This is a genomic window from Xanthomonas floridensis (genome assembly GCF_001642575.1).
GTDB lineage: Bacteria > Pseudomonadota > Gammaproteobacteria > Xanthomonadales > Xanthomonadaceae > Xanthomonas > Xanthomonas floridensis.
Window position 1 is genome coordinate 184,925 of record NZ_LXNG01000034.1, and the last position, 21,906, is coordinate 206,830.

The 21,906-nt window shown below is 55.3% G+C and carries 18 protein-coding genes and 1 pseudogene; 10 read left to right on the forward strand and 9 right to left on the reverse strand.

Annotated features, from left to right (window positions below; genetic code table 11):
* The first annotated feature begins 1 nt into the window (after position 1).
* From A7D17_RS23230 to A7D17_RS17575, 8 genes are all read left to right on the forward strand, one after another.
* Positions 2–3,214, forward strand: coding sequence for a glycosyltransferase (locus A7D17_RS23230; RefSeq protein WP_153041986.1), 3,213 nt, complete (start codon positions 2–4; stop codon positions 3,212–3,214).
* On the forward strand, positions 3,211–4,005 hold the full coding sequence (locus A7D17_RS17535; RefSeq protein ID WP_082862111.1) for an ABC transporter permease: 795 nt from the start codon (positions 3,211–3,213) through the stop codon (positions 4,003–4,005). Before A7D17_RS23230 ends, A7D17_RS17535 begins: the two co-directional genes overlap by 4 nt.
* Positions 4,002–5,267: an ABC transporter ATP-binding protein gene (locus tag A7D17_RS17540; protein ID WP_064510260.1), complete on the forward strand. Its 1,266-nt coding sequence runs from the start codon at positions 4,002–4,004 to the stop codon at positions 5,265–5,267. Before A7D17_RS17535 ends, A7D17_RS17540 begins: the two co-directional genes overlap by 4 nt.
* On the forward strand, positions 5,264–6,661 hold the full coding sequence (locus A7D17_RS23235; RefSeq protein ID WP_082862112.1) for an FkbM family methyltransferase: 1,398 nt from the start codon (positions 5,264–5,266) through the stop codon (positions 6,659–6,661). The genes A7D17_RS17540 and A7D17_RS23235 overlap by 4 nt, the downstream gene beginning before the upstream one ends.
* On the forward strand, positions 6,661–9,558 hold the full coding sequence (locus A7D17_RS23240; protein ID WP_153041987.1) for a glycosyltransferase: 2,898 nt from the start codon (positions 6,661–6,663) through the stop codon (positions 9,556–9,558). Before A7D17_RS23235 ends, A7D17_RS23240 begins: the two co-directional genes overlap by 1 nt.
* Positions 9,559–9,634: 76 nt before the next feature.
* Positions 9,635–10,669, forward strand: a complete 1,035-nt coding sequence (gene gmd, locus A7D17_RS17565; RefSeq protein ID WP_064510265.1) for a GDP-mannose 4,6-dehydratase — start codon at positions 9,635–9,637, stop codon at positions 10,667–10,669.
* On the forward strand, positions 10,647–11,555 hold the full coding sequence (locus tag A7D17_RS17570) for an NAD-dependent epimerase/dehydratase family protein (protein WP_064510266.1): 909 nt from the start codon (positions 10,647–10,649) through the stop codon (positions 11,553–11,555). Before gmd ends, A7D17_RS17570 begins: the two co-directional genes overlap by 23 nt.
* Complete coding sequence (locus tag A7D17_RS17575; RefSeq protein WP_153041988.1) at positions 11,552–13,621, forward strand: DUF2339 domain-containing protein; 2,070 nt, start codon at positions 11,552–11,554, stop codon at positions 13,619–13,621. The genes A7D17_RS17570 and A7D17_RS17575 overlap by 4 nt, the downstream gene beginning before the upstream one ends.
* An 80-nt stretch (positions 13,622–13,701) precedes the next feature.
* Here the strand turns inward: A7D17_RS17575 and A7D17_RS17580 are convergent, their stop codons facing one another.
* Together A7D17_RS17580 and A7D17_RS23245 are read right to left on the reverse strand one after the other, a co-directional pair.
* Entirely contained in the window at positions 13,702–14,325 is a 624-nt protein-coding gene (locus A7D17_RS17580) for a class I SAM-dependent methyltransferase (protein ID WP_064510268.1), read from the reverse strand.
* 130 nt (positions 14,326–14,455) lie between these two features.
* Positions 14,456–14,788, reverse strand: a pseudogene (locus A7D17_RS23245) (IS3 family transposase); the annotation flags it as partial.
* A gap of 51 nt (positions 14,789–14,839) precedes the next feature.
* On the opposite strand from A7D17_RS23245, the gene A7D17_RS17585 reads away from it, so the two are divergent.
* On the forward strand, positions 14,840–15,265 hold the full coding sequence (locus A7D17_RS17585; RefSeq protein WP_239692240.1) for a DUF1153 domain-containing protein: 426 nt from the start codon (positions 14,840–14,842) through the stop codon (positions 15,263–15,265).
* A complete protein-coding gene (locus A7D17_RS17590) occupies positions 15,156–15,950 on the forward strand; it encodes a DDE-type integrase/transposase/recombinase (RefSeq protein WP_239692241.1) in 795 nt (264 codons plus the stop codon). Before A7D17_RS17585 ends, A7D17_RS17590 begins: the two co-directional genes overlap by 110 nt.
* A gap of 136 nt (positions 15,951–16,086) precedes the next feature.
* Here the strand turns inward: A7D17_RS17590 and rffA are convergent, their stop codons facing one another.
* The 7 genes from rffA to A7D17_RS17625 all read right to left on the reverse strand — a co-directional run bounded on the left by rffA (position 16,087) and on the right by A7D17_RS17625 (position 21,763).
* Positions 16,087–17,223, reverse strand: a complete 1,137-nt coding sequence (gene rffA / locus A7D17_RS17595; RefSeq protein ID WP_064510337.1) for a dTDP-4-amino-4,6-dideoxygalactose transaminase — start codon at positions 17,221–17,223, stop codon at positions 16,087–16,089.
* Positions 17,224–17,270: 47 nt separating this feature from the next.
* The gene (locus A7D17_RS17600; protein ID WP_064510269.1) at positions 17,271–17,636 is read right to left on the reverse strand and encodes an EamA family transporter; all 366 of its coding nucleotides are present in this window, start codon (positions 17,634–17,636) and stop codon (positions 17,271–17,273) included.
* Positions 17,637–17,743: 107 nt separating this feature from the next.
* A complete protein-coding gene (locus A7D17_RS17605; RefSeq protein WP_064510270.1) occupies positions 17,744–18,451 on the reverse strand; it encodes a WbqC family protein in 708 nt (235 codons plus the stop codon).
* Positions 18,448–19,023, reverse strand: a complete 576-nt coding sequence (locus A7D17_RS17610) for a PglD-related sugar-binding protein (RefSeq protein WP_064510271.1) — start codon at positions 19,021–19,023, stop codon at positions 18,448–18,450. The genes A7D17_RS17605 and A7D17_RS17610 overlap by 4 nt, the downstream gene beginning before the upstream one ends.
* Positions 19,020–19,970: a glycosyltransferase family 2 protein gene (locus A7D17_RS17615; RefSeq protein ID WP_064510272.1), complete on the reverse strand. Its 951-nt coding sequence runs from the start codon at positions 19,968–19,970 to the stop codon at positions 19,020–19,022. Before A7D17_RS17615 ends, A7D17_RS17610 begins: the two co-directional genes overlap by 4 nt.
* A 102-nt stretch (positions 19,971–20,072) precedes the next feature.
* Positions 20,073–21,017, reverse strand: coding sequence for an electron transfer flavoprotein subunit alpha/FixB family protein (locus tag A7D17_RS17620; RefSeq protein WP_064510273.1), 945 nt, complete (start codon positions 21,015–21,017; stop codon positions 20,073–20,075).
* Positions 21,017–21,763, reverse strand: a complete 747-nt coding sequence (locus A7D17_RS17625; protein WP_064510274.1) for an electron transfer flavoprotein subunit beta/FixA family protein — start codon at positions 21,761–21,763, stop codon at positions 21,017–21,019. The genes A7D17_RS17620 and A7D17_RS17625 overlap by 1 nt, the downstream gene beginning before the upstream one ends.
* Positions 21,764–21,906: the final 143 nt, after the last annotated feature.

A 21,906-nucleotide genomic window follows, 5' to 3' on the forward strand; every position in this document is an offset into this window, starting at 1 on the left:
GGTGCGCATTGTCCTTGACTTGCAGGGTGCTCAAACTAGTAGCCGGGATCGTGGAATAGGTCGCTATTCGCTTGCCTTGGCGGAAGCGATGTTGCGTCAGCCGCGCAATCACGAGTTTTGGATTGTCACGAACGCTGATATCGCTCTCCCTGATCTAGGTGATGTAGCAGATTTAGTCCCACCCGAACGGCGGGTTTCTTTTCGAACCGTGCAACCCACACACTGGCAGGATTCGGCGAATGACTGGCGCCGTATGGCTTCTGAGCGTGCGCGCGAAGCGTTCCTGCGCGCCCTCAAACCTGATGTCGTACATGTGTCGAGCTTGATGGAGGGTTCGCAGGATTGCGCTGTTACGTCGATCGGGGTCAGTCCGGAATCCGTGTTTGCTGCAACGACGCTTTATGATCTCATCCCGATGCATCACCCTGAATATCTTGCCGCCGCCTGGGCGAAGCGGTGGTATCAGGATAAATTGGCCTCATTAAAGCGCGCCGACTTGCTGCTAGCAATTTCTGACTATGTTCGATCGGATGCGATGGAGATGCTTTCCATCCCTGCAGAGCGCATTGTCAATATCTCATCGGCTGCTGCAAAAACTTTCAAGCCAATTTTTATTGATCTTGAGATTCGAGAGCGCTTCTCAAGCGACTATGGAATTTCCGGTCCTTACCTGATGTACAGCGGGGCAATGGATGCTCGCAAGAATCTAGAGCGGCTGCTTGTGGCGTATTCGATGCTGTCAGCAGCTTCAATAGCTCGTTGCCAATTGGTCGTCAGTGGGCGGCTGAGTTCATTGGAGCGTGACCGCTTAGGGCTGATTGCGAATCGACTGTGCATTGCACCGGATCGCCTTGTACTGGTGGGACATGTCTCGGATCTAGAACTCGCGCAACTATATAGCGGTGCTGAACTCTTTGTGCTTCCGTCGCTGCACGAGGGATTTGGGCTACCCATTCTCGAGGCAATGGCATGTGGTGCGCCTGTTATTGGTTCAAACCTTACTAGCATTCCTGAGGTGCTTACGCGGCGTGATGCTCTATTTGACCCAGAGGATCCATCCTCGATAGCGGGGGCAATCGAGCGAGTACTCTGTGAGCCTGCCTTGGCACAGGATCTGCGGCAGTACGGATTGCGGAGGTCTCATGAATTTTCATGGGCATCAAGCGCCTCGCGGGCGCTTGATGCTTTTGAGAGCCGCGCTCGGGCGGGGGCGATGATAGGGGGGTGGGCGCCCATGTTGGATGCCCAAGACGCCTCCCGGCGCGTGCTTATCGGTGAGTTGGCGGATATGAATAGCGCGTCATTGGCCGTCACCGACCATGATTTGATGGCTGCTGCTGCCGCAGTGGCGGCAAACGAGGAGGTGATCAGGGATGTCTATCGTCGTCACGAGCCGTTGGCTCTTGCGCCTTCTTGGAGAGTCGAAGGTCCCTTCGATAGCAGCTATAGCTTGGCCCTTGTAAATCGTGAGCTAGCAAAAGCATTGAACGATTTAGGTCTGCCTGTTGCTCTCCACTCTACTGATGGTTTCAAGGAAATTCTCCCTGACCAGCAGTTCATGAACTCGTTTCCCGCACTCGAAAAGCTTCACGCAAAGGCTGCTCGGCTGATGCCCCGTCAGGCTGACATTAGCAGCCGCCTCATCTATCCGCCCCACGTCGCCGACATGGATTCGCGTCTTAACTTTCTACACGCTTATGCCTGGGAGGAATCTGAAATTCCGTCTGCATGGATTGAAGATTTTAATGAGTTCCTTCAAGGTATTAGTGCCCTCTCGTCTCATGTTGGTAAAGTGCTGATCGATAATGGGGTTGGGTTGCCGATTGGGGTATGTGGGGCAGGCGTTGATCACTGGGACAGAGTTCCGGACGATGGCGTATTTCCCATAAATGCACGTAGCTTCCGATTTCTTCATGTTTCATCCTGCTTGCCTCGAAAAGGTGTAGACGTTCTCTTGCAGTCGTATGGGGAGGTCTTTACCGATGCGGATGATGTAACGTTAATTATAAAAACGTTTGCTAATCCTCAGCAAAACGTAAGACATCTTCTTCATAAATTGCAGAAGAGTAACTCGCGCTTCCCTCATGTCATCGTCATTGAAGAGGATGTCGAAAGTGCTCAATTAAAAAGCCTTTATAGGCAGTGCCATGTCATGGTTGCACCAAGTCGCGCAGAGGGGTTTGGATTGCCCTTGGCTGAGGCAATGATGTCGGGACTGGCAGTAATTGCCACCGGCTGGGGAGGGCAATGCGATTTCTGTACTCCAGACACTGCATGGTTAATCGATTATAAATTTGCAAAAGCACAGACCATTTTCGACCTGCCCGATTCCGTATGGGCAGAGCCGTGCCCTGAGCACTTATCTCGGCTTTTAAAAGAGGTCTGGGGCATGCCTGCGGGGGTGCGCGATCTCCGCACCAAGCGTGGCCAGAGTCTGCTCATTGAGCACTTTACATGGTCCGCTGCCGCGCGTCGTTTATTGCATTTCGCCCACGATGTTTCGAGGCTGCCGAAAGATGACTCAACCCTCAGGCTAGCTTGGGTGGGTTCGTTTGACTGCAAGCGAACCGCCTCTATCCCGGTCAGCGAACTCATCCATGGACTGCCACATGACGTGAAGATCTTTTCCGAACTTGATGTCAATAACGTCGAATCAAAGGTGGAGCTTCTTCCATGCTGGCGTGCCCAGTCGGCTGACTTTGCTAACGTTCTCTTAGCTGAAATAGATGTGTTGAATCCAACTTGGGTTGCCATTCATTGCCAAGCAGGATTGATCGCACAAGATCAACTTGAGTTGCTATTGATGCAACTACGAACTCAATACGTGAGCATCGTGTTGATATTGGAGGATGATGAAGACATTGCTCAATGGGCAGAGTCATTGCTGGCTGAGATCCGGCAGTGTGCTCGGGTTCTTGTGTCTGACGTAGATGGTCTCAATGCCCTGCGCAAGCGTGGGGTTGTCGACATATCCGCAATTCTTCCACGTCACTCGTTCGCAGAAGCTCAAGAGCCGGCGAGGACGTCGCCGTCTATTCGCCTCTGGAATATGCTGCAAGCAATTCACGTATCTTCGAAGCTTACTCGCGGCTCTTTCATGCAGCCCCATCTTTCACAGCTAAATAATTTGAATGATTTCGAATCTTTTCAGTCTTTTCCTCCGCAGCCATCGTTTGCTGCGGCCACTTGTAGTGCCGGGGAGGCGTCTCAATGAATGATATGTTGCGAGCCCTTTGGGGCTATAGACATTTTGTATTTTCTTCAATACGGAACGATCTGAAGATAAGATTCGTGCGGAGCAAGCTTGGTGGTTTATGGATGATCATTCACCCATTGCTCCAGGTATTGATCTTCGCCACCATCCTGTCCACAGTGTTGTCGGCGAAGCTGCCTGGCATAGATAATAAATACGCTTACGCGCTTTATCTCATGGCAGGTACGCTGTGTTGGAGTCTGTTCGCTGAGACACTTAGTAGATGCGTCACGCTATTCGTGGATAGCGGCAATCTAATGAAAAAAATGTCGTTCCCCAGAATCTGCTTGCCATTTATCGCGGGCGGAACCATGTTGGTCAATAATATATTGCTGCTTTTTGCTATCTTCTTGGTTTTCGCTGCACTCGGCCATCTTCCTGGTTTCAATGCCCTATGGTTGCCAGTGTTGATGCTAATTACCTTGTCATTTGCGATGTCGATCGGCCTTCTTCTCGGTGTTTTGAATGTGTTTATGCGGGATATTGGGCAGGTGGTGCCTGTGGTGCTGCAGGCCTTGTTCTGGTTGACTCCAATTGTTTATAATATTCGTATACTGCCACAGCATATTCAGGGTATTTTTGCATTAAATCCTCTGTACCCGCTTGTGACCAGCTACCAAAACGTTTTGCTTTACGATAAGCCCCCCATATGGGGGGGGGTGACCTGGCTTTTGGTAATAACGCTGGTGGTTGGTCCACTAGCGCTGCTCTTGTTTCGTCGTGCAAGTTCAGAGATGGTGGACGTGTTATGAACGGTGAGTTGATTCTTTCCGGTGTGGGCAAGGCATATCGCAATTGGGGGAGCGAATGGAAGCGGGTCGCGTCGTGGCTTGGATTTCCTATGCAGCCAATTGAGGAGCACTGGGTATTAAACGATATCAACCTACATGTACGTGCTGGCGAGACAATAGGCCTGATCGGTCAGAATGGTGCGGGCAAGAGTACGTTGCTTAAAATCGTGACAGGCACTGTACGGCCCACGGTCGGTAGCGCAGATCACAAGGGGCGTATTGCTGCGATCCTGGAGCTAGGTATGGGCTTTAATCCTGAATTGACTGGGCGTCAAAATGTCATTCATGCTTCAGGACTGATGGGTTATGAGGTTTCACAAGTGCTCGACGCAATGCCTGATATTGAGGCGTTCGCTGAGATCGGCGAATATTTCGATCAACCAGTACGCACTTATTCCAGTGGGATGCAGATGCGTGTCGCTTTCAGTGTTGCAACGGCATTTAAGCCAGACATACTGATCGTGGATGAGGCGCTATCGGTGGGTGACTCGTATTTTCAACACAAGAGCTTTGACCGTATTCGCACTTTTCGTGAGCAGGGAACCTCCATCCTTTTCGTCTCGCATGGTATGTCTGAGGTCAAGACGCTGTGTGATCGCGTTATCCTTCTTGACGCAGGGCGCGTGCTAAAAGATGGGGCGCCCGATGAAGTCGTTGATTTTTACAACGCGCTCGTAGCAAAAAAAGAAAACGAAACGCTCCATATCGAGCAACACCGGGAAGACGGCGGTTGGTTGCAGACACGTAGCGGAACACGTGAGGTGACGTGCGAGTCGCTTGCATTGTGTGATGCTGACGGTAGTCCGATCCGTGTGGCGAAGGTAGGTCAGAAGGTCAAGCTTAAACTTGTGGCTGGAGTTCATGCCGATGTGGAGCGATTGGTGCTCGGATACATGTTGCGCGATAAATTCGGGCATGTTGTCTGGGGAACTAACACTTGGCATACGCAGCAGGTTGAGCGAGAACTTGCGGCTGGTGATTCCGTTGTTTTTTCGTTGGAATTTACATGCACACTCGGCCCGGGATCCTACTCGGTGTCCCCTGCTTTGGTAAGCGGAGACAATCATCTCGAGAACAACTATGAGTGGATCGATAACTTGCTGGTTTTCGATGTGGTGAATGTCGATCGTGATGTCTTCATCGGTACAAGCTGGCTGGATGCCAGATTCTTCATCGGTCGTGAAGTTGCGCAGGACTCGGGTGGGCGCGGAGGTGTCGCGTGACCGAGGGAATCATTTCGTACGCGCAGAATTTCGAAGATGTGATGTTATGGCGTGCGCTTGGGGGTGTTGCTGCTGGTAACTATGTCGATGTGGGCGCACAAAGTGCTTTCGAAGATTCCGTCAGTCGTGCTTTTCATGAGCACGGCTGGAAAGGAGTTCACGTCGAACCGATGTCGTTCTATGCGGATCAGCTCCGAACCGAGCGTTCTGGCGACGTTGTTCTGCAAGTCATGGTCGGGTCGCATGAGGGGATCGGCGAGTTTTTCGCCATGTCTGGCACGGGGCTGAGCACCTCTCGCGAAGATTTAGCCAAAGACTATCAGCGTGACGGCCATGAAGTCAGGCGAGAGGTTGTTCCCATTGTGACTCTCGATAAAGTTCTTGAGATCGTCGATGGCGAAATCCATTGGTTGAAAATAGATGTCGAGGGAGCCGAAAGGCAGGTACTTGAGGGCTGGCTTGGAAATCGCCGTCCATGGGTACTTGTAATCGAAAGTACCAAGCCGATGAGTCAAGAGCAGAGCCATGACGAATGGGAAGCCTTGGTCACTAGTAAGGGATACCGCTTCGTTTACTTCGATGGATTGAACCGCTTCTATGTCAATAATGCGCATCCCGAGATTGAGGGCGCGTTCCGTATTGGTCCCAACGTATTCGACCGTTTCTGCTTGGCCGGTACCGCAACATCGACTTTCAGTGCGAAGCTGAAGGAGGATGTTGTTCGTGCGCGCCATGAGCTGTGGTTGATCGAATGCGAGAATGCCCGCTTGCACGCTGAGCAGGCCACATCGCGTGACACCATCATTCAGCTTGAGCGTGAGCTTCTCCAGCAGCGTATTGATTCAGGTGAGCGTGAGCGTGCGCTGCTCATCCGTCAAACAGAAGTAATGGCTGGTGCCGATGCACTTCAGGAACGTTTGGAGCGGGAACGTGATGCTGCAGTCGATGATGTGGCGAGACTGTATGCCGACCTCAGGGCTATCCACGCGAGCACCTCCTGGGTCGTAACTGGCCCTATGCGTTCATTGTCGCGTCTGGCACGGTGGACTGTTAAAATGCCAAGGTTAGTCTTGCGCCGACTGGCTGGCAGAGGTAAGACGGATGGCAGGCGTTTTGTACATGGTGTGACGCGGCGCGCGGCCCGTTCGCCGGTAATACGGAGATTGGTGCGGCGTATGCTTGCAGCAAGTCCGCGCCTGGAAACTCGCGTTCGCAGCATCCACAGAGCGTCGATGGGCGCGGATGTGGTGGATTATCGGCAGAGAACCTTCGCTGAAGGCGAGGTCTGCGCAGTGTCACCGAAGTTATCCGCGCCTCTGCCCGATGGCATTTCCGCACATGCGCGCCAGAGCTTGTTGCGTCTGCGTTACGCCGTAACAGGGAGCAAACATTAGTGCGTATCGTTATTGATCTTCAGGGTGCACAGACCGGTAGTCGCTTTCGCGGCATTGGGCGCTATTCGTTGTCTTTGGCGTTGGCGATGGTGCGTAACGCCGGCTCGCACGAGATTCATATAGCTCTTAATGCACGTTTAGGCGACAGTATCGAGCTTATCCGGGCTGCATTTGGGGACTCGCTCCCCTCTGAGCGCTTCCATGTATGGATGCCGCCTTCTGAAGGGATTGCCTCGGATGAGGGGATTGAGGGGCGTGTCCGAGAAGCTTTCTTTGCTTCGCTAAAGCCTGACATCGTGCACGTTTCCAGTTTATTCGAGGGCTGGAGTGATTGTGCAGTCACATGTATCAATTCAGGTGTTCAGCCACTACGGACTGCAGTGACGTTATTTGATCTCATTCCCATGATCTATCAAAAGCGTTACCTTGATAATCCGATAATGGCAAAATGGTATTTTAGAAAAATCGCTCATCTGCGCCGCGCAGATCTCCTGCTAGGTATTTCGGCCTCCGCAGCCCAGGAAGCTATTGATCATCTTGGGTTCGAAAATAATAAGGTAGTCAATATTTCTTCAGCAATTGACGATGATTTTCAATGTCTGCCGGCTGGTTCATGGGATAAGCAGGCGCTGCTTGGGAAGTATTCTATTTTTCGGCCTTATGTAATGTACACGGGCGGAATTGATCATCGAAAGAATGTAGAGGGGCTTATACGCGCTTACGCTCTTCTTCCAAGAGACGTGCGCGCCACGCATCAATTGGCTATCGTCTGTTCGATAACCGATGATGCGCGTGCGATGCTGAAGAGCTTGGCACGTAACTCCGGCCTGCGTGACAACGAGCTTATTCTTACTGGGTTCGTGCCAGACGAAGATCTGGTCAAGCTATACAACGCGGCAAGATTGTTCGTATTTCCATCATGGCATGAGGGCTTTGGTCTACCAGCTCTCGAAGCGATGCAATGTGGGGCGCCAGTCATCGGCGCGTGCACATCGAGTCTGCCCGAAGTGATTGGTCTGGAAGATGCGCTTTTTGACCCGCGCGACGAAAATGCAATCATGGAAAAGATGCATCAGGGTTTGATTGATGAGCCATTTCGGCAACGTCTCCTGGAGCATGCTCCGGGCCAGGCTGCGAAGTTTTCCTGGGATGCAAGTGCAATCCGCGCCATCACCGCAATGGAGGAGGCGTGCACGCGACCGCCTCCGCGCACGCGACCGCGTCTCGCTTATATTTCTCCTCTTCCCCCAGAGCGAAGCGGTATTGCGGACTATAGTGCGGACTTGATTCCTGAGCTCGCAAGACATTACGAAATTGATGTGATCGTGGCGCAGCCGCATGTCGATGACCCGGCTGTCGCTGGCTCGGCTCGCATACGTGATCTCGCCTGGTTCGAACTTCACGGGCCGAGTTATGACCGAGTCGTCTATCAATTCGGTAACTCCGAGTATCACGTCCACATGGTCGAGATGCTTGAGCGTATTCCGGGCGTCGTTGTGCTGCATGACTTCTTTTTGAGCGGAATGTATGCTTATCGCGAGCTCACGCTCGGCATGAAGGGGTCATGGCCTTATGCGTTATATCGATCACACGGTTATGCACCCTTGTCTGCGCTGGCCGCTAGGCAACATGAGTTTGTTTTACTGAATCATCCCTGCAACTTTACGGTTCTAGCCGCGGCACTTGGCCTGATGGTCCATTCGGCTGTGTCTACCCGGATGGCCCGGCAATACTATCCAAATAGTAGCGCGTTGCGTTGGCGAGAAGTACCTCTTCTGCGTGCACCAGCGCAATTTATCTCGCCCCGCGCTGCTGTGCGAGGTGACTTGGATTTGCCGTCGGATGCATTTGTGGTGTGCAGCTTTGGCTTCACCGCGCCAACTAAGCTGAATATCGAGCTGGTAGACGCATGGCTAGCGTCTCCGTTGGCCAACAACGACCGATGTTATCTTGTCTTCGTCGGCGGCGCAGATCCAAATGAATATGGAGCCGAATTGGAGAAGAAGATTCGTTCGAGTTCGGCAGCGGATCGTATCCGGATAACCGGATTCGTCACTCAGAATGATTTCCGCGGCTATCTGCAAGCGGCGGATGTCGCTGTACAGCTTCGTACGATGTCCCGGGGGGAGACTTCGGCAGCCGTTCTGGATGCCCTCAATCATGGGTTGGCTACGATCGTCAATGCCAATGGATCAATGGCCGATCTACCGGATGATGTGGTCATCAAACTGCCCGACGACTTCGACAACGCTGCTTTGCGGGATGCATTGGCGCTTCTCTACCAGGATGAGGCGCTGCGAGCGAAGCTATCCGCTGCCGCCAGAACGTTGATGACTGAGTACCATCAGCCGCGCCGCTGTGCGGATGCTTACGCTCGAACGATTGAGGAGTTTTACTTGCCAGTTCAGGGTTCCCAACGGCAGTTGATGTCGTCTCTTGGGCGCTATATGGCTGATGGCGGCAACGTAATCAACGAAGAGGCTCTGGGTCAGACACTGGCATGGAATTTATCCGCCCCACAACCTGCCAAGCAAGTATTCATTGATGTTGTAGCCCTGGGTGAACGCGGTGCCGAGGTTGATCGGGATGCTCTGCGCGATTGCTTGCTCGCGCCACCAGTGGGCTGGCGCATAGAGCCCGTCATAGCCTCAGGGGAGGGGATGTATAGTTACGCCCGTCAGTTCACTTTGGAGCTGCTTGGCTGCCCGAAGAATATGCTGTGTGATGAGCCGGTTGATGCGCGTGTCGGCGATATTCTTATCTTCGCAGATGGTATGCCATCGTCCGAGTCTGCGAAGCGGCATTTGCTTTGGCAAGGTGTGACTGAGCTCGCTTGGTCGGATTGGTTAGCCGCAGCGGGTGTTCTGAATGAAGCGCCGCACGAGTCGAGTCCATGACCATCGTGTGTCGTAGGCTTGCGGCTGAGTATTTAGATTGTCTAACCCTTATTATTATTGAAGAAGAAGATAGACCATGAAAAAAGCAATTATTACCGGCGTCACTGGGCAGGACGGCGCTTATCTGACAGAACTGCTGCTGGATAAAGGATACAAGGTCTACGGTACCTATCGGCGCACCAGTTCGGTGAATTTCTGGCGTCTTGATGAGGTCGGAGTTACCAGTCATCCCAACCTTGAGCTGGTCGAGTACGACTTGACCGACCTAGGTACTACCATTGCAATGGTGCAGCGGATCCAGCCGGATGAGATCTACAATCTGGCCGCGCAGAGCTTCGTTGGGGTTAGCTTCGAGCAACCTACTACTACTGCGCAGATCACTGGCGTGGGTGCACTGCATCTTCTGGAAGCAATCCGGCTGATCAATCCAAAGATCCGTTTCTACCAGGCATCTACTTCAGAAATGTTTGGTAAGGTGCAAGCTATTCCCCAGATCGAGGAAACTCCCTTCTACCCACGCAGTCCGTACGGCGTGGCTAAGCTTTACGCGCACTGGATTACGGTGAACTACCGCGAAAGTTACAATATCTTCGGGTCCAGCGGCATTCTGTTCAATCACGAGAGCCCGCTGCGGGGACGGGAATTCGTCACGCGCAAGATCACCGATTCTGTAGCCAAGATCAAGCTTGGCCGGCTGGACTGCCTGGAACTGGGTAACCTGGACGCCAAGCGTGATTGGGGATTTGCTAAGGAATACGTGGAAGGTATGTGGCGCATGTTGCAAGCTGACCAGCCGGACACCTTTGTGCTGGCGACCAACCGCACCGAAACCGTTCGCGACTTTGTGCATATGGCCTTCAAGGGTGCCGGGATCGACGTAGAGTTCCGCGGCAAGGATCAAGACGAAACTGCGGTGGACGTTGCCAGCGGAAAGACCGTAATGCGCATCAATCCCAAGTTCCATCGCCCGGCAGAAGTCGATCTGCTGATTGGTAAACCGCTGAAGGCCGAGCGTGTGCTGGGCTGGAAGCCGCAGACCACCTTGGAGCAGTTGTGCCAGATGATGGTCGAAGCCGATCTTAAGAGGAATGAACGTGGTTTCTCCTTCTAAAGTCGTTGGCAAGCGGGTGCTGGTCACGGGAGCGTCCGGATTCACCGGGCGCTACGTTACTAACCAACTGCAAGCCGAAGGCTGGGAGGTAGTGCAACTGTCGCCCACCGGTACGGCCACCTCCAGCTCGGTTAATCTGCTGAATCGAGACGCGCTGCGCGAAGCGCTGCAGTTCCTGCAGCCTCATGCTGTCATTCACTTGGCGGCGATTTCGTTTGTCGCTCATGGAGACGCGGAGGAGATCTACCGAGTGAACATTGTTGGCACCCGCAATCTGCTTGAGGCTCTGGGCGAATTGCCGGTGCCTCCGTTGCATATTTTGTTGGCCAGCAGCGCAAATGTTTACGGTAATGTCGGAGGCGTTCTTGATGAACAAGCTTCGCTATTTCCCCAAAATGATTACGCAATCAGCAAGATGGCGATGGAGTCCATGGCCAAGCTATGGACTGATCGCCTGCCAATCACGATTGTGCGCCCCTTCAACTACACCGGCTTGGGTCAATCCGAGCGGTTTTTGATCCCGAAGATTGTGTCGCATTTTAAACGACGCGCTGAGGTGATCGAACTTGGCAATTTGGATGTTTCGCGGGATTTCTACGATGTCCGCCATGTTGCGCAGTTGTACGGACGTTTATTGACTTTACCGGCAGCTGGGGAGGTGTACAACGTCTGCTCAGGTGTTGAATGGTCGTTGGAACAGGTGATCGATACGCTGCGCGATCTTTCAGGTCATGCCATTGAGGTGCGTATCAACCCAAACTTCGTCCGCGCCAACGAGGTTAAATCACTACGTGGTTCTAACGAGAAACTGAAGTCCGCGCTGAATACATTGCCGGAGTTCGATTTTTCTTCAACCCTAACCTGGATGTACGGGGCAATCCCTTGAGTCAAATTCCCGCCAAGTCTACTGCGATTCATCGCATCAGCGCCGGCCGATCACTCGCGTTTCTTCGCTCACTTCTATTCAGCAACTCTGCGCGAACCTCTCTTGCAGGCGTGCTACTAGCGGTAAACGTGTTTTTGCTTCTCGTATTCCTGTTTTCTTATTACCAAGGCTATTTTCACTCCGACTCGTCTGTGCGTAACCTGCTCGCACAGGAGATGCACGACTCAGGCAGTTTCTTCCCGCCCGACTGGAACTACGTCAATAAAGATCTGATGGTGGTCTTCCCTCACCTCATCGTCTGGGGTCTGCTTTTCTTCTTCGACAATAGTTACACGCTGTTCGCCGTGGCTGGTGTCATCACCGCGCTACTTATCCTCGGCAGCGTTTGGTGGTTCACCAGCCTGCTGGGTGATGTTTCCTGGCAGCGTATTCTGTCGTTGGCAGTGCTGGCAGGCGGTATTTCAATTACGTTCGCCGAAGACATGTTCGGTCAGGCAGCATATGGAGTTCTGCTAGCGCTCACCTGCCTGCTTATGGTGTTGGGCTGGAGGTCAATGACTTCCATGCGAAATCAACGGTTAGTTTGGTGGGTACTGCTGTTTGGCTTGGTGACATTGGTTACATGGAGCAACCCGCAGCGCGCTGCAGCGTCTTATCTTTTGCCACTTTACTGTGGGTTGGCTGCCTATCTGTGGGGAGAGCGATGGAAGGAACGCATGCTGGCCATGAGCCCAGTGCTTGCGATTACTGTTGCGGGCTTCGTTGCCGGCTTTGGGATCAGCCTGTGGTCGCTGGACCATGTGAACAATAATGCCGGTGCAGGCGCTGCACGCTGGCTCGATTTCAATGGTATGGCACGAAATGCTCTGCAGACCCTCCATGGCCTGATGGGTTTGCTGGGTGCCCTTCCGGTGGCCAATGGCGATGTCATTTCCCGTTCGGGCATCTACGCCGCGCTGCGACTGGTTGCTGGACTAGTCGTTCTTATGTTGATCGGACGACGAGTTGTCCTGCTATGCAGTAGCCGGGCTCCGCAGATGCGTTTCGTCGGTGGGGTTGTCGCGGGCCTTGCGCTGTGTTTCGTGTTTCTGCAGATCACAACCACTGTGCCTGACATGGACAATCCGTTGGTTTCTGCGCGCTACCTGACTCCTGCACTGGTGCTCGGTCTGGTGGTGTTGTTCTGCTCGCCACTCAAGCACGCTTCCTGGCTGGAGGCCACGTTGATTATCGGGCTTGGCGTGCTCCTTGCCTCCAACAGTGTGGTGAGCATCAATCCAAATTCGCTGGTCAACCCAGGTTGGAAGAACCCGCAACGCGAAGCAATGATCGATGAACTCAAGACCATGGGACTCCACTATGGCTATGCCAGCTACTGGAATGCAGGAGCGCTTACCGTATTGGGCAGGAATGAAGTCAAGGTACGGCAGATCCTGATTCCCAAAGGCTTGCCACTGCCCATGCGCCACCTTTCTTCGGATAACTGGTATGAGCCAGAAGCATGGGCCGGGGAGACTTTCCTGCTTCTTACTGACGCAGAGGTGGCTGCGGTCGACTGGGGCGCGCTCACCCGCTACGCAGGTCAGCCGGTGCGTGAGGCTAAGGTGCAGGGCATGCGAGTATTCGTGTTCAAGGACAACCTGTCTGCTAATCTGCCAGGCTGGAGCGTTCGCTTACATGGCCCTCATCACATCAGGGCGATGCCTAATGGCATGAAGACTGTGGGTCACTGGCTGGATGCGGAGAGTGCCTTGCAGACTCGCAAGGACGAGTCCGGTTATCTCCAATTTGGACCGTACATGCAGTTGGGACGCGGGCACTACCGCGCTTCATTTGATGTGTCTGGCAAGGCGGAAAGCGCTGCACAAATTGTAGCTACGGTGGATGTCGTAGCTGCGGGGGGCGGGCAGGTTCTGGGCGCATTACCTGTGATGGCCAATGGTCAGAGCGAATACGCAATCGACTTTAGCTTGAAGCAACCGGTGCAGAATCTGGAACTGCGGGTGACTTCCAACGGAGCTGGAGAAGTCATCTACAAGGGTGTCACGCTCTCGCCCATTCCGTAGGTCTCAGCGAGCCAGCCCGCCTTGATTCGGACTAATGTTTACTTGTCAATGAATACAGACGGGCGGCTAGCTGAAGCGGTTTACGCACTGCATTCCATGATGCAGTGCGTATATGGGACATAGATCATGTCGTGTCTGATCCTCATCTGGATGCGGTCGAAGGCTTTCTCGGCCAGTGCACGATAGCCATCTGGTGTACGGATGTTCTGGCCGCGGTCCCGCAGAATCAGATTTCTTGCCATTGAAGATTGTCCTTCGACCAAAGTGCCGTCCATGGTGATCAGCCTCCCACCGGGTTTAAGCTTGCTCCGTGCACCTTCGATCAGCTTGCAAGCAATCCCATCGTCCAGATGGTGAAGAATGCCTACTGCAAGCACGACATCTGCCAGTTTGCTGTCGTCTTCAGGTTGATAGTCTGCAATATCCATACAGTGGAAGGTCGCTCTATGTCCGAACCTACGCTTGGCAGAATCGATGTAGAGGGCAGAGAGGTCGAAGCCGTGGTAGCTGCTGTCTTTAGGTAGGTGCGGTACGATCTCGCCGGTTCCACAGCCAATGTCCAAAATCGTGGATTCAGGTCCGGGGCGAATGTGGTCTCTGATCAGCTGAGTTCTTCCCTTCCGCGCTCCAAGTAAATTCTGCAGGAGGTCATAGGCCCAGGGGGCGGACAGAATTGCATGGAGGCCGGTCGTTTTCTGAGCCATCTTGGATCCTTCAAGAAGGGGGCGGGGCTGGCAGGTACATGCTCGTTCAGTGACGGTATCGATGATCCTGCATAAAACCGAAGCCACGCAAGTGGTAGAAGTATTGATACGCCCAGTGTTCCGTAGACACTCAAGACCCTCGTTGCGCGTAGCGCCGTTCGAGCTCTACAGGCGATAGGTCTCCAGTTGAACCATGACGGCGTTGTGGGTTGTAGAACATGTCGATGTAGTCGAACACCTCGGCGCGTGCGGCGTCCTTGGTCGGGTAGATCCGCCGCCTGATCCGCTCGCGTTTGAGCAGACCGAAGAAGCTCTCCACGGGTGCGTTGTCGTGGCAGTTGCCACGCCGACTAATGCTGCACACCAAGCCGTGGGACGCCAGGAAACTCTGCCAGTCATCGATGGTGTAGACCGACCCTTGGTCCGAGTGAACCAGGCAACCAGCGCTGGGTTTGCGCCGCTGTAATGACCCACTGAAACTCTGCTCAGGTGTTAGTTTTTAGAGGACACATCGGTGAGTGCAGTGATGTACGAAGAACAGATCCAGCGCTGGCCTGCCCGGCGCAAGTCGGCGCTGGTGCTGGAGATCATCCAGGGGAAGACGACGGTGGCTTTGGCCAGCCGGCAATTCGACTTGACGCCCAATGAGATCGAAGGCTGGGTCGAGGAAGGTAAGCGCGGCCTGGAGAACGCGCTGCGGGCCAAGCCCGAAGACGGGCGCGAGCAGTACGCCCGCCAGCTCAAGGAGCTGCAGGACGCCTACGGCGAGGCCATGCTGGAACTGCGTGCCCGAAAAAGCTGGCAGCCCTGCTGGGCAAGAACGAGAGCTGATGGCCTCGATCCAGCAGGGCCTGAAGGAGGACGGGTTCGACGTCTCGATGGTCAAGCTGTGTTGCTGGTTCGGTGTGGCCCGGCGCAGCGTGTACTACACGCCGCGTAAGGCAGTGCCGAAGGTGACGCCGGAGCTGGCCGAACCGATCAAAGCCATGATCGAGGCCGAGCCGTCGTTCTGGTGTCGGACGGTGGCCGGGCTACTGGGGATGAACAAAAACACGGTGCAGCGGATCTTTCAGATCAAGGGCTGGCAGGTGCGCAAGCGGGCCGTGGGCAAGCGACCGCGGATCGAAGTCTTGCCCTCGGTGGCCAGCGCGCCGAATCAACGCTGGGCCACTGACCTGTGCCGGGTCCGGGGCGGCAAGGACGGCTGGCTGAGCCTGGCCCTGATGATCGATTGCCACACCCGGCAATTGCTAGGCTGGCAGCTCTCGCGCACAGGCAGGGCCAGCACCGCCGTGGCGGACTTGCAGCAGGCGCTGATCACCCGCTTCGGCACGCTGAGCAAGGTCAAGGAGCCGTTCCTGTTGCGCTCGAATAATGGCCTGGTCTTCACCAGCGGCGACTACACTCGCCTGGTAGCCGGCTACGGCCTGAAGCAGGAGTTCATCACTCCACACTGTCCGCAGCAGAACGGGATGGTCGGGCGCGTCATCCGAACACTCAAGGAACAGTGCGTCCATCGGCACCGGTTCGAGAGCCTGCCCCCCCACCCTGCGCGTCGTCGGCGACTGGATTGGGTTCTACAACCGGCAGCGACCGCATCAGGCGCTGAAGATGATGATGCCTGACCAAGCCTATGCCGCTACATTAACCACCTGACCTGTGCAGAAACCGATGGGTCACTACAGGAGTGAAACACCTTACACCTGGACCGACATTCATGTTTGCCCTGTCATGTGCTGGGCTGCCGGGTAAGGGCGTTGTTCAGGCCACGGCCACCTGTAGCGCCGCGTCGGCATGCTGCAGGATGGTATCCATGTCGTCTCCAACGCCTACCCATAATGGGAGGCGGACTAGTCGCGCGCTGATGTCGTCGGTGACCGTCATACCCGAACCACGACGGCCGAGCGCTAGACCTGCCGGTGAGGAGTGCAGCGGGATGTAATGGAATACGGTCTGGACGTCGCGCAGCTTCATCTCGGCGATGAATCGGGTGCGCACTTCCAGCGAGGGTAATAGCAAGTAGTACATGTGTGCATTGTGGGTGCAATGCGATGGCACGGTCGGACGTTGGACCAAGCCGCTACGTTCATGCGCTTCGGCCCAGGCGTGGTATCTGTCCCAGATAGATAGACGATGTGCGGTGATCTGCTCGGCCGCATCCATCTGTGCGGATAGAAACGCCGCAGTGATTTCACCGGGAAGGAAGGATGAGCCCACATCAACCCAGGTGTACTTGTCTACCTGGCCACGGAAGAAGCGGCTGCGGTTGGTGCCCTTTTCGCGAATGATCTCGGCGCGTTCGGCATGGGTACGGTCTCGACAAAGCAGCGCACCTCCTTCGCCGGAAATGATGTTCTTGGTTTCGTGGAAGCTTAGGGCGCCCAGTTCGCCAATGGTGCCCAATGAGCGACCCTTGTAGGTTGACATGATAGCTTGTGCGGCGTCTTCCACCACAGCTAAGTTGTGGCGACCCGCGATCTCCATGATCATGTCCATCTCGCACGCCACACCAGCGTAATGGACCACGCAGATTGCCTTGGTCCGGGGCGTGATTGCTGCCTCGATCAATCGCTCGTCGATATTCAGAGTGTCGGCTCGTACATCGACGAACACCGGAATTGCACCACGCAAAGCAAATGCGTTGGCAGTGGAGACGAAGGTGTAAGAGGGCATGATGACTTCGTCGCCCTCTTCGAGATCAAGAAGAAGCGCGGCCATTTCGAGGGCCGAGGTGCAACTGTGTGTCAGTAGTGCACGGCTTGCTCCGGTATTTTGCTCCAGCCAGGCGTGGCAACATTTGGTAAACGGACCATCACCGGAGAGGTGGCCGTTGCTGTGCGCCTGGGCGATCAGCGAGAGCTCGCGACCAGTCATGTAGGGCTTGTTGAACGGAATCATGGACACTCTTTGAGGGAGCTGGAGGTGGGTTGTTACGGGGCTTGCTGTCAGCCGGCAGAGCGGGAAAGGACAATGACGCCCAGCATGATAATCGCGGTGCCAGCTAGCTTGTAAGCATTGAGCTGCTCTCGGAAAAGCCAGGCTGCCATCAAAGAGACCAGTAGGAAATTGACCGCCATGTAGGGATAGGCACGACTCAATGGAAGCTTGCTGATGGCGGCCATCCAACTGATCGATGCGCCAAAGGCAGCGACAAAGGCTGATAGGACCCAGGGCTTCAGCAACAAGGCGGCAATATTCTGTAAGCTGAATGGATGGCTGATTAGGTTGGGATACAGACTGACCTGCCACTTGAGCACCAATTGCCCATATACCGTGAGCATGATGGTCAACGCGACGAAAAGATAAGCCATGGGTCTTTGCTCATGAGGATGCGAACGTACTAAAGGTGGGTGTCAAGCTGGTCAATGCGTGGCGTGACTCCGGCGACGCAGGCTGTACTACTACCACCTGAGAAAAGTTACGACTGGTTGCGCCAGCCCCAAATGAACTCGGTGGCGCTTTCGCCTACGTTGAAGATCAGATCCAACACGCTTACTGCATGTTCAAAATTCTCATTTTGCTGCCTGTATTCCGGGTAGCCCGAGTAGTCCTTGTACTGCAGAGCGACACCGATCGCCTCGAAGGCCGCAGGATCGATGTACGCCCTTGCTGCAGGTCCTGACAAGTAGTGAGTAGCTCCCGATTGACGAACCAGGTCCACCAAGCGCTCAAGCTTGCTGCCACTGAGCAAGAACTCCGTAGAACTGCGGAACTCCACGTTAATACCCAAAATTTCCTGTGCAATCACGCGTGTCAGGTGTTGATTCATTTCGGAAAGTGAAGTCCACTCGCGCCCAAGATAGAGTTCTTCGATCACATGGGCGAACTGCTTGAAGTGCGGAGACTTGGTATAAGCGTGGCGCAACGTCGACCAGTGTTTACGTTGCCACGAGGGGTTGGGTAGCTTTACTTCGTTTATGAGACGCTTGATGTCGCTGCCGGTTGGCACAGTGAGCCACAACGGCATGCCGTTGGCGATGATCCGGTTGCGCGATCGCCAGTCCTGATAGGTGAATTGGACATCGTCGTAGAAAATGAAAGTGTCAACATCATGAATAATGTCGAAATACCCTTTCCACGGAATGTAGCTCGACTGGAGTACGGCGACGCGCTTTGGAGGATTCATTTTATCTGAGGCCTGCTGTTGTGCCGGCTACCTGCTTTTACGAACGACGCTGGCGGCAGGATTGAACTGTCGATAATCACGCTGTTGGCGCCGATGAAACTTGAATCGCCTACCTTAACAAATCCGCAGAGTGTCGCTGCCGGGCTGATAAAGGTGTTGGCGCCGATACGGCAATCGTGGCTAATTGTCGATTCGGGCCACAATACGCAAGCAGACCCAATCTCAGCGAAGGCGTCGACATTGGCGCCGGCCATGATCATCGTGCCGGCACCAACGATCGCAGTTCGATTGACGTGCGCGGCAGGGTGCTGGAGCACAGGAAAGCAAAATCCTGTAGCAGACAGTTGATTGAACAGTGCGTTTCGGCGCTCCAGATGATTGTAGCCGATAGCCATCACTAGGTCGTAATCTGCTGGCTTCAGGCGCTGACCTAGGTCTGCAGTCCTGCCGTGCACATCTTCATCGGTGCTGAAGTCATCAATGAAACCCTTCACTTGGCGACCGGAATCCTCAGCGAGAACCAGCAGGAGACGACCGAATGAAGATGCGCCAATAATCAGCAGGGGCTTCAAGCCCGTGTCTCCCGCTCGACCAAGAACAGAGGCATCGACGCGGTTTTAAAGTTGATGCGGGCGAGGTATTCGCCAAAGATACCTAGAATGAGCAGCTGGAGGCCGCCAAGGAACATCATTCCGGCCATAATCGAAGCATAGCCACTTACCCCTAACGCACCGGTCAGCTTTGCGATCAGGATTGTCATGCCCCAGATTGCACCGCCGACGGATGCCCCCACGCCAAGCCACGTGGCAACACGCAAGGGCAAGTCCGAGAATGTCACGAAGATATTGACCATATGCGCGATCAGTTTGCGCATGTTGTAGCTGCTGGTGCCGTATGTTCTTTCGTCATGCGGCACGATTACTGTTGCGTAATCATGCGTTATCCAGGAAATATAGCCGTCGATGAAAGTAAAGGGTGACCGGAATCGATCCAATTCTGCCGCCACCGACCGGTGAATCACGCGGAACGACGTGTACTCACGATTTAGTGTAGGAATGGCGAATTTGAACAGACTACGGCCTACTTCGGAGGTGAAGTTGCGCCATTTCGCGTGGCTGCGCTGTTCGGTCACACCGTAGACGACCGAATACCCTTCGTCGGCTTTTGTCAGCATTGCCGGCAATGATTCAGGCGGTTGCTCTAGATCTTCATCGATTGTCGCAATCCACTCGCCGCGAGATTTGGAAATACCACATAGCGTGGCAGCATGCTGGCCGAAGTTTCGGCTCAGCCGGATTCCACTGACATGTGGATATGAATCACTCAGGTTCTGTATCACTTCCCAGGAGTTATCCCCACCGCGGTCGTCCACGAAGATGATTTCGTGCCCTCCCTCAATATTGGCCAGCGCTGCATCCAGTCGCTGCTGCAGTGCACCGATTGACTGTGCGCCGCGGTACACAGGCACCACCACGGAAACCCGCGGCGGTGGTGATGTGGCGTCAGAAAGGTTCTGCATTGTTGCACTTGTCTATGATAATGCTTGATTAGCATTATAGAGGCTGGAGACAATACCGGCCAACGACCCGGCACCTTTTTTGAGATGGGGCTGCCGACGGGATCAGCCCAGCGCCGCTTCCAGCTCCGGCAGCAAGGCAAACAAATCCCCCACCAACCCAATATCGGCAATCTCGAAGATCGGCGACTCCGGATCCTTGTTGATCGCCACGATCGTACCGGCGTCCTTGATGCCGGTAAGGTGCTGGATCGCGCCGCTGATGCCGATTGCCACGTAGAGCTCGGGCGCGATGATCTTGCCTGTCTGTCCGACTTGCAGCTCGTTGGGCACGTAGCCAGCATCGACCGCCGCACGCGAGGCGCCAACGGCGGCGCCGAGTTTGTCGGCCAGGCTATAGATGTGCTGGAAGTTCTCTGCCGAGCCGACACCGCGGCCGCCGGAGACCACACGCTTGGCGCTCTGCAGGTCTGGGCGGTCGGAGCTGCCGGCCGCCAGGCCGATGAAGCGGCTATGCGTCGGCAGGGTGGCATCGACCGTAACGGGCTCGACCGCCGCACTGCTGCCCTTGGCCGCTTCCGGCCACGAGGCGCTGCGCACGGTAGCAACCACGATCTGCTCGGCCGGGGCCTTGACGGTGATGATGGCGTTGCCCGCATAGATCGGACGCTTGAAGGTATGCGCGTCCTCGACTGCCATCAGGTCGGAGATCTGGTTGACGCCCAGCAATGCGGCCACGACTGGCATCAGATCCTTGCCGAAGGTGGTGGAGGGGCCGAACACATGGGTATAACCCTGGCCGGCCAGCTGGGCGATCTGCGGCCCCAGCACCTGGGCGATGGCATGTTCGTTGGCGGCGTTGGCCACGGTCAGCACGCGGGCGACGCCGGCTAGCTGTGCGGCCTGCGCTGCAACGGCGGCCGGGTCGGCTGCCAGTACGACCACATCGATGGACTCAGCAGAGATCGCCTGCGCGGCGCTCAGGGTTTTGGCGGTGGCCGCATTGAGCTGGCCGTTGAGATGTTCGGCAACAACGAGAACCTTGGCCATTACAACAACCCCTTCTGCTTGAGTGCGGCCACCAGTTCGGCGGCGTCCTTGACCATGACACCACGGCTGCGCTTGGATGGCGCGGCGTAGTGGGTGGTGGTCAGGCTGTCATGCGCGTCGACGCCCAGGTCGGCAAAGGCCAGCGTTTCCAGCGGCTTGCTCTTGGCCTTCATGATGTCCGGCAGTTTGATGAAGCGTGGCTCGTTCAGGCGCAGATCGGTGGTGATCACTGCCGGCAGGTCCACTTCCAGCGTCTCCAGGCCGGCATCGACCTCGCGCGTGACCGTGGCCTTGCCATCGGCAATGACGAGCTTGCCGGCGAAGGTGGCCTGCGGGCGGCCCCACAAGGTGGCCAGCATCTGGCCGGTCTGGTTGGCGTCATCGTCGATGGCCTGCTTGCCCAGGATGACCAGATCAGGCTGCTCCTTCTCGACCAGTTTCAGCAGCGCGCGCGCGGCGGTCAGCGGCTGGATGGCCGCATCGGTGACCACGTGGATGGCGCGATTGGCACCCATCGCCAGGCCGTTGCGCAGGTGCGCAGCCGCATCGGCCGGCGCGAGCGTGGCGACCACCACCTCGGTGGCGATGCCGGCATCGCGCAGGCGCAATGCCTCTTCCAGGGCGATTTCGTCGAACGGGTTGGGCGAAAGCTTGACGCCCTCGGTGACCACGCCGGAGCCATCCGGCTTGACCTGAATGCGGACGTTGTAGTCCACCACGCGCTTGTAGGCGACGAGGATTTTCATCGTGTACGAGATCCTTCAGCTATTGCGGGAAGGCCCGGCCGCGGCGGCAGGCTCGGGAGTGGGGCCATTCTAACCGGGGAGCATCCACCATGCGATGGCGTATGGATGTTGCGCTGCGGGATTGGGCCCACGAGAGACGACTT

Excerpts from the sequence above, each read along its gene's own strand:
- A7D17_RS17540 (WP_064510260.1), top strand. The coding sequence starts at position 4,002 with ATGAACGGTGAGTTGATTCTTTCCGGTGTGGGCAAGGCATATCGCAAT.
- A7D17_RS17600 (WP_064510269.1), bottom strand. The coding sequence starts at position 17,636 with ATGGCTTATCTTTTCGTCGCGTTGACCATCATGCTCACGGTATATGGG.
- rffA (WP_064510337.1), bottom strand. The coding sequence starts at position 17,223 with ATGATTCCGTTCAACAAGCCCTACATGACTGGTCGCGAGCTCTCGCTG.
- A7D17_RS17570 (WP_064510266.1), top strand. The coding sequence starts at position 10,647 with ATGAACGTGGTTTCTCCTTCTAAAGTCGTTGGCAAGCGGGTGCTGGTC.
- A7D17_RS17620 (WP_064510273.1), bottom strand. The coding sequence starts at position 21,017 with ATGGCCAAGGTTCTCGTTGTTGCCGAACATCTCAACGGCCAGCTCAAT.
- A7D17_RS17625 (WP_064510274.1), bottom strand. The coding sequence starts at position 21,763 with ATGAAAATCCTCGTCGCCTACAAGCGCGTGGTGGACTACAACGTCCGC.
- A7D17_RS17535 (WP_082862111.1), top strand. The coding sequence starts at position 3,211 with ATGAATGATATGTTGCGAGCCCTTTGGGGCTATAGACATTTTGTATTT.
- A7D17_RS17580 (WP_064510268.1), bottom strand. The coding sequence starts at position 14,325 with ATGGCTCAGAAAACGACCGGCCTCCATGCAATTCTGTCCGCCCCCTGG.
- A7D17_RS17605 (WP_064510270.1), bottom strand. The coding sequence starts at position 18,451 with ATGAATCCTCCAAAGCGCGTCGCCGTACTCCAGTCGAGCTACATTCCG.
- gmd (WP_064510265.1), top strand. The coding sequence starts at position 9,635 with ATGAAAAAAGCAATTATTACCGGCGTCACTGGGCAGGACGGCGCTTAT.
- A7D17_RS17590 (WP_239692241.1), top strand. The coding sequence starts at position 15,156 with ATGGCCTCGATCCAGCAGGGCCTGAAGGAGGACGGGTTCGACGTCTCG.
- A7D17_RS17615 (WP_064510272.1), bottom strand. The coding sequence starts at position 19,970 with ATGCAGAACCTTTCTGACGCCACATCACCACCGCCGCGGGTTTCCGTG.